Source organism: Geomicrobium sp. JCM 19039 (genome assembly GCF_000698145.1).
Lineage (GTDB): Bacteria > Bacillota > Bacilli > Bacillales > Marinococcaceae > Geomicrobium_A.
This window is the reverse complement of record NZ_BAXB01000014.1, coordinates 30,628-42,710: the sequence shown is the minus strand read 5'-3', so window position 1 is coordinate 42,710 and position 12,083 is coordinate 30,628. Positions and strand designations below refer to the sequence as shown.

10 protein-coding genes and 3 pseudogenes are annotated in these 12,083 nt (G+C 47.5%); 5 read left to right on the top strand and 8 right to left on the bottom strand.

The annotated features are described in order from the left end of the window. Positions 1-319: 319 nt before the first annotated feature. The 5 genes and pseudogenes from JCM19039_RS13685 to JCM19039_RS27410 all read right to left on the bottom strand — a co-directional run. On the bottom strand, positions 320-568 hold the full coding sequence (locus JCM19039_RS13685) for a hypothetical protein (protein WP_042428116.1): 249 nt from the start codon (positions 566-568) through the stop codon (positions 320-322). A gap of 938 nt (positions 569-1,506) precedes the next feature. Beyond that, positions 1,507-3,546, bottom strand: coding sequence for a catalase (locus tag JCM19039_RS13680; protein WP_042428114.1), 2,040 nt, complete (start codon positions 3,544-3,546; stop codon positions 1,507-1,509). A gap of 169 nt (positions 3,547-3,715) precedes the next feature. Next, the gene (locus JCM19039_RS13675) at positions 3,716-4,102 is read right to left on the bottom strand and encodes a DinB family protein (RefSeq protein WP_042428111.1); all 387 of its coding nucleotides are present in this window, start codon (positions 4,100-4,102) and stop codon (positions 3,716-3,718) included. Between the two features lie 369 nt (positions 4,103-4,471). Further along, positions 4,472-4,918 (bottom strand): acyl-CoA dehydrogenase family protein, encoded by a 447-nt coding sequence (locus tag JCM19039_RS27415; protein ID WP_307190263.1) that lies wholly within the window; start codon positions 4,916-4,918, stop codon positions 4,472-4,474. Positions 4,919-5,037: 119 nt separating this feature from the next. After that, positions 5,038-5,628: pseudogene (locus tag JCM19039_RS27410) on the bottom strand (acyl-CoA dehydrogenase family protein); the annotation flags it as partial. Positions 5,629-5,773: 145 nt separating this feature from the next. On the opposite strand from JCM19039_RS27410, the pseudogene JCM19039_RS13665 reads away from it, so the two are divergent. The 3 genes and pseudogenes from JCM19039_RS13665 to JCM19039_RS13655 all read left to right on the top strand — a co-directional run bounded on the left by JCM19039_RS13665 (position 5,774) and on the right by JCM19039_RS13655 (position 8,728). After that, positions 5,774-6,342, top strand: a pseudogene (locus JCM19039_RS13665) (LemA family protein). A gap of 8 nt (positions 6,343-6,350) precedes the next feature. Further along, positions 6,351-7,228: pseudogene (gene htpX / locus JCM19039_RS13660) on the top strand (zinc metalloprotease HtpX). Positions 7,229-7,657: 429 nt separating this feature from the next. After that, on the top strand, positions 7,658-8,728 hold the full coding sequence (locus JCM19039_RS13655) for a branched-chain amino acid aminotransferase (RefSeq protein ID WP_042428107.1): 1,071 nt from the start codon (positions 7,658-7,660) through the stop codon (positions 8,726-8,728). Here JCM19039_RS13655 and JCM19039_RS13650 read toward each other — a convergent pair. Next, positions 8,723-9,424, bottom strand: a complete 702-nt coding sequence (locus JCM19039_RS13650) for a nucleotidyltransferase domain-containing protein (protein WP_042428105.1) — start codon at positions 9,422-9,424, stop codon at positions 8,723-8,725. The two genes, JCM19039_RS13655 and JCM19039_RS13650, sit on opposite strands and share 6 nt — an antisense overlap. Positions 9,425-9,503: 79 nt before the next feature. Here JCM19039_RS13650 and smpB point away from each other — a divergent pair, with 79 nt between their 5' ends. Beyond that, positions 9,504-9,977 (top strand): SsrA-binding protein SmpB, encoded by a 474-nt coding sequence (gene smpB, locus JCM19039_RS13645; RefSeq protein ID WP_042428102.1) that lies wholly within the window; start codon positions 9,504-9,506, stop codon positions 9,975-9,977. Positions 9,978-10,041: 64 nt separating this feature from the next. Beyond that, entirely contained in the window at positions 10,042-10,449 is a 408-nt protein-coding gene (locus tag JCM19039_RS13640; protein WP_152550219.1) for a hypothetical protein, read from the top strand. Between the two features lie 4 nt (positions 10,450-10,453). Here the strand turns inward: JCM19039_RS13640 and JCM19039_RS13635 are convergent, their stop codons facing one another. Further along, positions 10,454-10,717, bottom strand: a complete 264-nt coding sequence (locus JCM19039_RS13635) for a hypothetical protein (protein WP_042428097.1) — start codon at positions 10,715-10,717, stop codon at positions 10,454-10,456. Positions 10,718-10,771: 54 nt separating this feature from the next. Further along, entirely contained in the window at positions 10,772-12,061 is a 1,290-nt protein-coding gene (locus JCM19039_RS13630) for an aspartate aminotransferase family protein (protein WP_042428094.1), read from the bottom strand. Between the last annotated feature and the right edge of the window lie 22 nt (positions 12,062-12,083).

Genomic DNA, 12,083 nt, shown 5'->3' with positions numbered 1-12,083 from the left:
CGACGTGTCATTGGCACTCCAGCATTGAATCTGCACTCCAGTTAGCACAAACTGTACAATAACACCGTGCAAATGAAGAAAATGTTACGTCCATCCTATATAGATTGTCACATAAAAGGCGCAGGTCGTAACGATGCTTGCGCCAGGAGATGATCAGCGTTCATGTGGTTATTTCCGCTACCACCTCAGAGACGGATCAACGCTTAGCACTGAGACTGTCCAAGTGAAATAAGACGAACTTAGACAAACAATAGCTAGGCGTTTACTCGTGAAAGAGCATCATCGTTTTCTGTGAATTTCTTTCGTGCAACTCATATCGCTATGTAGACCGGCTACTCATCACTTCATCGACGACGCCCCATAGGAAAAGGAGTAGAGCTATAATTCCGATCAAAATTGCGGTTGTGAACAAATAGCCAAAATGGTCATGTGTAATTTCAATCGACCGCTCAACCCCCATAGGACTACCTTGGGAAAGCCCAATTTGTACGAAACCAATTAAATACGCACCCATATATACAAATGCTGCAACGAGTGCGAGTAATGAAGCGCTTACGAGTTTGTACATGTAGATTCACCCCACCTCATTAAAAATAGATTTACTCGAATGTTGGAGTTGGTACCATACCCCTCATTAATCAATGATATTAAGACTCTATTCTACATAAGCATTAAATCTCACTTTTAGAATAGCATATATTCTAAAAAATTATAATTATAAGACTTATAGATTTCTAAATACTGCAGAAGCATACAACAACCTTGATAACTATTCGGGTTCTCTCACTAAACAATCACTCTTCTTTGTAATATTAACCCAGATTGAGAGTCTCGCACGAGTATTGATATGACTGGTCGGTTTTGCTTCGTCACCGGAGGTGGCGATTGTTATATATACTAAAGATTTAGGCTGTTTCCCCTCTGAATAAAAGTCACATCGAGGCAGACTGGACAAGCATTAGGATGTTATCAAGGAGGTCTTTCTCGTATCGGCCTTGCATTTCCACATTCTGGTATTTAGATACCGCTATGAACTTCGTTTCGGTATTACATCCCCATATTCTGGTACTCTCATGCCGTTACAAACCTCGGTTCGGCTTTACGCTCCCATATTCTGGTACTTTAACACCGTTACGATTCTCGGTTCGGCCTACGTTCCCATATTCTGGCACTCTCATGCCGTTATGAACTTCGGTTCGGCCTCACGTTCCCATATCCTGGTACCCCGATACCGCTACCAACCTCATTTCGGCCTCACGTTCCCATATTCTGGTACTCTCATGCCGTTATGAGCCTCATTTCGGCTTTACGTTCCCATATTCTGGTACTCCGATGACGTTATGGGCCTCACATCCACATTTAGCTAATAATATCCCACGCTCGTCATGCTTCCCCACGTGCTCACTCCCTTTACTGCTGTTCGCACGAGAAGCCCGAACGCTCCACATCATTGTTGAGCGTTCGGGCACGTTCTCTCAGCTTAACGGTGCACACGTATTCTGCGATCTACGCTTTCCGGTACACACGCTCCCAAAAGCGCATCGTTGCCATCGCTGAAATAAAGTCGTCCGCGAAGTTCGTGTCGTTCTCCTCGACCAGTACACCAGGCTTGCCGGTAATGCCCGTCGAACCGACGATTTCCGCTCCTTGACCGAGGGCTCCGATTGGCTTGAAATGATTGTACGTATCGCGAATGAATGTCCGGGCTTTGCGCTCAAAGTAGCGACTCGGCTCTTTGCCGCCAACGACGAGCAGACCGTCATATAAAAGTGGAGAGCCGGTTAAGAACGTATCATCAATGGATACGCTCACCCCGTCTGTGCCTTGAACGTCTCCGAGCTCTTCACCGATAAAGACAGGGATCAGTTCAGCCTCTTCGAGCTGTGCGATGATGCCTTCAGTCAAAGAGCCGGCAAATCCTTTGTCAATAATGACTCCGACTTTGAGTGTGTTCGGATACCGCACTTGATTCATGAGGCTCAGTGCTGGCGATGATTCTGTCACATCGACCTGTTTCTCTTTCGGTCGATTCACTGCCACTTCTTTTGCAACGATTGCCGCTAACTCTGAAGAGATTCTTCCTAACATATTGACCACATGCTGCCTGACGAACGGTGTTTTCACTTTCCCGAGCTCAAAGGAAAACGCCTCGATAATGTGATCCTTTTCAACAGGACTCATACTGTTCCAAAATAGGCGAGCTTGAGAATAATGGTCTTTGAAACTCGGCGCTGTCTTTCGTTCTTTGAAGCCTTTTACCGTGGAACGATATGTGCTGAACCCGCCTTCCTCTGGCGGCACTTCCGATGGCGTGTTGTCCGCCAACGAATTGTTATGGTACGCGACTTGCCCCTGGTTAATCGTAATTCTGCCTTGCCCATCCCGTTGATTGTTATGGATCGGGCAGACCGGACGGTTGATTGGCAACTCTTGATAGTTCGTCCCAACCCGGTAAAGTTGCGTGTCGGCATACGAGAAAATTCTCCCTTGTAACAATGGATCATTAGAAAAATCAATGCCCGGTACAATTTGTCCTGGATGGAGCGCAATCTGCTCCGTCTCTGCAAACACATTATCCACATTGCGATTCAAGGTCATCTTTCCGATGATCTGCACAGGAACTTCTTCCTCTGGCCACAATTTCGTCGCATCCAAAATATCAAAATCAAACATAAACTCATCATCTTCCGCAATCACTTGAATCCCCAGTTCATACTCCGCAAAATTGCCCATCTCAATATTTTCCCATAAATCTCTACGATGGTAATCTGGGTCGGCTCCGCCAATCTTTTGCGCCTCATCCCACGTCAATGAATGTGCACCGAGAACCGGTTTCCAGTGAAACTTCACAAAATGGGACGTACCTTCACGGTTCACTAGCCGAAACGTGTGCACCCCAAACCCTTCCATCATTCGAAAACTTCGAGGAATCGTGCGATCCGACATGATCCACATCATCATGTGTGCCGACTCCGTATTGCTGCCGATGAAATCCCAAAACGTATCGTGCGCCGTCTGCCCTTGCGGAATCTCATTGTGCGGCTCCGGCTTCACCGCATGAATCAAGTCCGGAAACTTAATGCTATCTTGAATAAAGAAAACTGGAATGTTGTTTCCGACGAGGTCGAAGTTTCCTTCCTCGGTATAGAACTTTGCCGCAAATCCCCGTACATCTCGATTGGTCTCGTTGGCGCCCCGAGAACCTGCCACCTGTGAGAAGCGCACGAATACAGGTGTAACCTTGTTTGGGTCTTGCAAGAAGGAGGCTTTCGTTAAATGCGCCAACGATTTGTACACCCGAAATTCCCCGTGGGCACCGTACCCACGGGCGTGTACGACACGTTCTGGTATGCGCTCCCGATCAAAATGCCCCAGCTTTTCTTGAAAAAGAAAATCCTCATGAAGCGTAGGTCCGCGCTCACCCGCCTTTAATGTATTCTCGTCGTTCGATATTTTCGTTCCTTCATTGGATGCCATTTCTTCGCCGTCGTTATTTTGCGTAAACTTCTTTAACTGTTCGTCTTTTTTGTTCCAATTCCGTTCCATTACATACACCTCCAATATGATGTATATTTCTGCTCATAAAAAAAAGACCCGCTCCTTTTCGCAGGTCGTCAGTAGATTTCTTCCTCTACATCCCATGCATTTTGCTGTTTTCGGATATGAACAATTTGCCCAATGTGATAGCTCGTGTGAAGCATCATGTTCGTAAACATCATCCCCACGTTTCCGACGTGCGATCATGAATATTTCGTTCCCAATCCCGGTCGGTTGTGCCTTGAATTCTAAGGAGCCAATCGTCCATAATTGTCGTCAATGTCGCGACCGACACGTCCCAATCCAAGTCATCTCCATTGAGAAATGTATCATCATTACGTCCCTCAATCGGCGGCACCGGTTCGCCATTGAAACGGTCCAAACACCGCCCATTGAACGTAATTAGATGATTGACAATTTGATGAATGCTATGGCTCGACGTCGATTCTTTCCAATTTGCCTGCTCTTCTGTCACCCCCATTAGCGATTGCTGCAGACAAGCAAACCAATGGTTCTCATCATGACATGCCAACAGTTGCCTAAGAAACACCTGTTTCGTTCCCATCGAAAAAGCACACGCCCCTCCCATACCGCTTTAAATAGAAACAATTCAACACCGATGCGTGTTTTCCTGCAAATTCTTCACAGGCAATTGTGGTGCGAAGAGGCACACTGAAGCAATCGGCATTGCTAGTTCCGAAACAAAACCGCTCTTTCCTCGGCATGGTTATTGGCACTTCAGATTGGGGCGCGGCGGGAGATCTAGATCGCAGATTTCCTAAATGATGATAAATCGAGCAAAGATCTTGCCCCGATCCCTGCCGGTATGACCTAAAAACGATCTAGATCGCACGGTTCACCAGATATTGGGCTGATTTACGCGATCTAGATCACGGATCTCCTAATATTCCCCAGCCGCCCCCATCCCGCCTGACTACGGATGACGCTCGAATGTGGACTTTGCGAGCTGAATGATGGTCATGTCGTCCATTGGCGGATTGTGCAGGCCGGCGCGCACGTCGCGGTAGTAGCGGCCGAGCGGGTTATCCGCGGCGAGGCTTTTTGCACCAACGACGCGCATGGCGAGATCGACAATCGACAGTGCGTCATTGACGACGCTATGCTTGGCAGCGCCGAGTTCTCCTTGCATCTGCTCGCGCTCAGCGCTCGTACTCTCATCCCATTTCCGGGCGACACTATATAAAAAGTGGCGACTGCGCATGCGAAGTAATTCGGCCTCGCCGATTTTTTGTTGCACGTTCGGCAAGTCGGCAATCGTGCCATCGATGCTATTCGGCGAGTAGTGATTGGCGGCATGGGCACTATAGGCAAGAGCGGCCGTAGCGATGCTAAGTACGTCACAGGGATGTGCAAAAGCCATCCCGCGGGTGGTTTCGGACCCCCACCAAGCATCTCAACGTAGTCTTCTTCACGCAAAGCGACGTTCTCTAAGATGAGGTCGTCACTGCCTGTGGCGCGCATACCGAGTGTGTCCCATGTATTGTCCACACGCACACCGGGCAGGCCGGCGCGAACGAGGAAGTTTCCGACTTGTTCTGTGCCTTCGATCGCGGCGCTCACGACGAAGTAGTCGAGCGTTGGTGCGAGTGTCGTGAAGGTCTTTCTCCCGTTCAAGACGTAACCTCCGTCTGCGGGCGTAGCGGTTGTTTCAGGGCGACCTCCACGGGTCGGGCTGCCGGTCGCCGGTTCACTGGCGGCGTTATTTAATAGCGCCCCTCGCTCGACAACGTGAGCTGCAACTTCACGATAAACGTGATCACGCCACGTCTCGTTTTCACCGAGGCTTTTCATAATTCCCATATGCCAGCCGATGGAGAGGGCAGTCGATCCATCAGCTTCGGCGATGATCTCTTGCAGTTCAAGCATTTCTGTCAGTGAAATCCCTTTACCGCCAAACCGGGTCGGGACGGTGAGTCCGGGGTAACGACTATTTCGTAAGGTTTTAAAGTTTTCGTGAGGAAAGCTACCTGCCCGATCATGCTGTTCCGCACGGGCTTTGAAATCTTCAACGATTTCTTTTAGGGCTTCTTTTCGCTCGTTTTGGTTGGTGTATGTGAATAAATCGCTCATCGGATCATCTCCTTTCATTAAATTGTACTAAATCTATCGGAATAATTCAGCTACATGGTTTTGGAATGTAGTGATAAAATATGAAACATAAGTGATCTGTGTCTCGTATAGGGATAAGCACACATTTTGGAAGGGAGATACATTTATGACAACGATCTTAGTAATTTTGCTAGGTGTGATTATTGTCGGGGTTGTGGGCGTTGGAATCTTTTGGTTCAGCTCATATAACCGTCTCGTGAAATATCGCATGTGGGCAGAGGAGTCTTGGGCTCAGATTGACAACATGTTAAAGCAACGGTACGACATGATCCGAACCTCGTTGAAACGGTAAAGGGATATGCGAAACATGAACAAGAGACTCTAACACAAGTGATTGAGGCGAGAAATAAGATGACTTCGTCAGATGCCACGCGTAATGAGCAAGTGCACGCGAACAATGAGTTAGAAGGGACATTAAACCGGTTGTTTGCACTTCGTGAGGATTATCCGGATTTGAAGGCGAATGAGAATTTTCTTCGCTTGCAAGAGGAGTTAACAGCGATGGAAAATAAGCTAGCTTATGCGCGGCAATCGTACAACTCAACCGTGCGCGATTACAATATTGCCGTCCAGTCGATTCCGACGAACTTTGTTGCGGGTGTTCACAACTTTATGCAATATGAAATGCTTGAAACACCAGAGGAAGCACGTCAAAATGTCCAGGTTCAATTCTAAGAGGGCGTATGAATCGACTAAAACAGATCCGACAAAATAAAACGAAAACCGTGTTCATTGTAACGGGCTTTGTCATTTTTGTATTGCTCGTTGGCGCAGCCATTACGTACTTTACCACCGGTGAAATCTTCACAGGAATCATTATTGCCATTGTACTTGGTGGTGGGTATACGCTGATGATGATTATGTCGAGTACGAACGTGGTTATGAGAATGAATCATGCCCATGAAGTGAAAGACCGAAGTGAAAATATCCCTTGTGGGAAGCGGTTGACAACATGGCGATGGTTGCTCGGATTCCGCGGCCACGGCTATTCATTATAAAAGACCCGAGCCCGAACGCATTTGCAACCGGCACGTCTCCGAAAAACGGGGCGGTTGCGGTGACGACGGGTCTACTTGATACACTCAATAACGAAGAGGTGGAAGGCGTTATTGCCCACGAAGTGGCGCACATTCAAAACTACGACATTCGTTTATCAACAATTGCCGTGGCGCTTGTGAGTGCTGTCGCCATTCTTACCGACATCGGTATGAGGATGATGATCTTTAACCGCGGTGGTGGCAATAACAAACAACACCCACTCATGCTTATCGTTGCCCTCGTGCTCATTATTCTCGCACCGGTTATTGCAACGATGATTCAACTAGCGATCTCGAGAAATCGTGAGTACTTGGCGGATGCATCCGCGGCTGAACTGACGCGAAATCCACATGCGCTCGCCTCAGCACTCCGCAAGATTACAGGGATTGAACGCCCCGTCCAAGAAGCATCAGGCACTTCTGCTTCTTTGTACTTCGCGGACCCTTTAAAGAAAAAAGTGGCGGGGTTATTCTCCTCCCATCCACCTCCCAAAAACCGGATTGAACGATTGCAAAACATGTAGCGCCGGTTGGAGAAGACGGTTAGGCCAAATGGATCCTAAGTGCCTACGACCTGTCGGCATGAGCCATGCCGACGAAAGTGCGGTTTTGTTTCGGCACCAGAGGTGCCGATGGTTGCTCGGATTTGGAAGTATTTAGGGTGTGATCTAGATCACACCCTAAACGATCTAGATCGCGTAATTCTGCCCCAATATGTGGTAGAGCGGGCGATCTAGATCGTTTCTGCGTCAAATACTCTACAACCCAGGCATAACCTTTACTTGTTTTGGAACAATATAGGAGATTCATGATCTAAATCACGCCCCCCTCACCTGCCTATCCTAAAATCCAGCAATCCAAACAGTCTGCTTGTCTATTTTTTTGCCACACAATGGTATGCATTCATGATATAGTGATTGAAAAAGAATGTTCTGACAAGGAGAGGCTCTTGCATGACACAACAAACTTTAGAAGTAATTCCTACAACGTCCAAAAAAGCAAAGCCCGACCCTCACGCACTCGGCTTTGGTAAATACTTTACTGACCATATGCTTATGATTGATTATCACACGGATAAAGGGTGGTTTCGCCCACGGATTGTCCCATATGAGCCGTTAACGCTCGACCCGGCGGCGATGGTTTTTCATTATGGACAAACGGTATTTGAAGGGTTGAAAGCGTATGTTGGTGACGACGGAACGGTGCGTTTATTCAGACCCGAGGAGAACATGCAACGACTGAACCGATCGAATGACCGCCTAAGTATTCCTCCCCTCGATGAAGAGGCGGTACTCAGCTATTTAAAAGAGCTCGTAACGATTGAGAAAGACTGGATTCCGACTGCAGACGGCACTTCTTTGTACATCCGTCCATTCGTGATTTCAACGGAAGCGAATTTAAGCGTTGCGCCTTCACAAACGTATACGTTTATGGTGATTTTGTCACCAGTTGGCTCGTACTATCCTGAAGGGATGAATCCGGTCAGCATTTTCGTGGAAGACCATTACACGCGTGCAGCACCTGGGGGGACGGGCTCAGCAAAAACCGCCGGCAATTACAGTGCGGCGTACAAGGCACAAGACCGGGCGACGGCACATCAGCGGTCCCAAGTGCTTTGGTTGGATGGCCTCGAAAAAAAATACATTGAAGAGGTCGGCAGTATGAATGTGTTCTTCAAAATCGATGGTGAGATTCATACGCCTGCGATTAACGGAACGATTTTAGAAGGGGTCACGAGAAAAAGTGTCATCCAACTGCTCGAGAGCTGGAACATGCCGGTGCACGAACGGAGAATCTCTTTAGAAGAAATTCGTGCCGCTCATCAAATTGGGACGCTCGAGGAAGTGTTTGGTACAGGTACGGCCGCTGTCATCTCACCGGTTGGTCTACTTCAATACATGGACGAAGAGCTAACGATTAACAACTACGAAACCGGCGCGACTGCCCAAAAGTTGTATGATACGATTACCGGTATTCAAACGGGCCGTATCGAAGACCCGTTCGGTTGGACGGTACAATTATAACGCTTGATCGATGATGTGGAGCATGCACCGATGTGCATGCTCTTTGTCGTTAATCGGCTTCGAAGTCGGCTCTACACCGAGTAAATCATGCCACTGGCCAGGCAGTTTGTCGTACCCGAAAACGAGCGCCGCTCGTTTTGATATGATGTCTCGGTGTTCGAGCGTATACCATTGCCTGAGCACCCCACTCAAACACCAGTACACATCTTCCTCTGTTACTGGTGCTGGATGATGACGCCAGTATGTATTCATATTCTCTTTCACATAGTGAACGAGTTGTTCGTCGGTCGTTTTGCTTTGGAACACGTCATATGACGGACCGTACAATCGGATGCCTTTCTTTTCTAACAGCCACCACGTCACGGGTGGCACACCCCTAATCATTGCAATCTCCTCTCCATTAACGTAAACAACAGAGCTGCTCGTTTTACCTACATCGTCAGCGAGCACATATACCCCTTCTATTTCCGGGTGATGCAAAAAGCCTAACTGATCGATTTGCTCACATGTGAACGGCTCGCTAATGACCGTCACAAAGTCGATGTCACTCACGCCTGGACGATACTCATCGAGCGCCAATGATCCGTGAACGTATACGCCGATTAACTCGTTCGGAAATTTTTGTTTCAATTTTCCGATATATTTTTGCATAATATGGGTTGCGTGCGGATGCAAACGATCACCTCCTCGCCCCATTGTACCACCTTCTTCGTTGCAGGTACCCCGCTTTTTTGCTACGATGAAGAAACGACAATGGAAAAAAGGATGCACCTCTATGGCCAAAAATGATAGCCGAGTTCTCGCTCAAAACCGCAAAGCCAATCATGAATTTTTTATTGAAGAAACAATTGAAGCTGGCATTGTCCTGAAAGGAACGGAGATTAAATCCATTCGTGCAGGTCAAATGAACATTAAAGAAAGTTTCGCACGCATTGAAGACGGCGAAGTGCTTCTTTATCAAGCGCACATTAATCCTTATGAACAAGGGAATCGTCATAATCACGACCCTGTGCGAACGCGAAAGCTTCTCATGCATAAACAACAAATTAAGAAACTTACAGGTAAAGCAGGGCAACAAGGGTATGCGCTTGTCCCGCTGAAAGTTTACATTAAAAACGGATTCGCAAAAGTTCTTATCGGATTAGGAAAAGGGAAGAAGAACTACGACAAACGCGAATCGTTGAAGAAGAAAGATGCAAAACGACAGATGGAAAAAGTAATGGGTCAACGGATGAAAGGTATGGAATAAGGAGGCTTCGTTGCCTCTTTTATTTTTACTGTCGAAAAAACCACGTATTCAAGGAGAGTTCACCATGTATGTGACGCAACTCATTCTCTCAGTGCTTAGCCTCGTTCAGATCGTCACGTTTATGTTTAGCATTATTTTTATATCTGGATTGGCGGCTTTTATCGTTCCAGAAGGTGGTTGGATGCTAATTCTTGTCATGGCTGGGATCCTTATCGTGCCTATCGCTTTGGTGACGATCGGTGCGTTAGGTACATTCAACATTCATAAAAAGAAAGGACGCGCGGCTAAACAGCTCCTCATTACCGGTTTTGTTGCCCTCACCCTCTCTTTAGGAATAAGTATTTTCCCTGAATTGGATGGACAACTATTGATTAGCTCCTTAATGATGAGTGTTCCGATTATCATTGCCGGTCTACTCGTCCTCGGTAATCACCGGATAATGAAGGCACGCACCACAGAGCATACGGCTTAAAGCGTCATTTCTTTATTTGCACGAGCATGGCGAGTGATACAAGGATGACGATGACAGGCAATAAATAATAGCCCGCAATTGAGAACCCGTGCGTCGCGGCATCGCTTACCATCACGGCAACCATCGCCACAATAACGGTTATGAACAGAGCCCGGCGTATGTTCACGGGGGAATTCTGACTAATGCGCAGTCCGATCCAAAGCAGCGCGCCAAGCAGCGCAAGAAAGATTACCAATTGGAACACGAGAATAAATGTGAATGTCGCCATAAAAAGCCCCCTTGTCTTCATTCCTATGAGGACAAGGGGGCTTTCATACGGCATTTATGTTGATTTTTTCGTTGCTCGCTCTAATGCACGGCCGAGCATCAAGAGGCCGTCGTCCACTTGTTCTTTCGTTACCGTAAGAGGTGGGATCATACGGATGACTTCTCCTTTGTTGCCACAAAAATAAAAGAGAACGCCTTCTTCGAGTGCACGGTCAAGAATATTCATCGCTAGCTCTCCGTCCGGCTCACCGGATTCAGGATGAACAATCTCAATGCCAATCATCAACCCAACCGCACGGATACTACCGATGACTGGATACTTGACTTTGAGTTGGTCCAACTGTTTTGCTGCGTACGCGCCGACTTCTTTTGCGTTTTGCAACAAGTTCTCTTCTTTTAGAATCTCTAGTGTAGCAAGCCCGGCACGACACGCAATTGGATTGCCTCCATAAGTGGTCGCATGGCTTCCAAGTGGCCACTGTTGCATCAATTTGTGCGGGGCGACGGTCGCACTAATCGGTTGACCAGACGCCATTGCCTTCGCAATCGCCATAATGTCAGGCACGACATCAAACAAATTAGAGGCAAACCATTCTCCCGTTCTTCCAAACCCTGTTTGCACTTCATCAAAAATGAGAAGCAGATCATTTTCATTACAAATCTCACGAATGCGTTGCACCCAGCTCTTTGGCGGAATTACGTATCCGCCCTCACCAAGCACCGGCTCCATAATGACACAAGCCACTTCCTCAACATCAACCGCATGAGCAAATAGCTGATTGAATTGGGCATCCAGCTTCTTAATTGCCGCCTGTTCATCGTCTGACGGATCATAGTAAGGAACCTGGTACGAAGCGCCTACCGGCTGATGCTTACGATACTTCGCTTTTGACGTACTGACCGATAATGAACCGAGCGTACGTCCGTGGAAACCTCCCGTAAACGAGATGGCATACGGCTTATTCTTCACATGACGTGCAAGCTTTAACGCGCCCTCAACTGCCTCTGTACCGCTGTTTCCAAAGAAAAAACAGTCAAGATCACCAGGCATGACGTTCGCCAGCTCATCGGCGTACTTCAAAATCGATTCGTACTGAATAACCCCGATCGGACCGTGGGTTAGTTCATCGGCTGCATCCTTAATCGCTTGTACAATCTTTGGATGACGATGACCGACGTTCGTTACGGCAATACCCGACGTGAAATCAAGATATTTCTTTTTGTCCACACCGTAGTAGTAGACTCCTTCTTCTTTAACAACAGGCAAATTCGGATGGTCCTTTGCCATACTCGGCGCGAGACGTTCCGGTAACTTCTCTAAAAGATTGTTCCAGTTCGTTGACAACGTAAACAGACTCCTTTTCTTC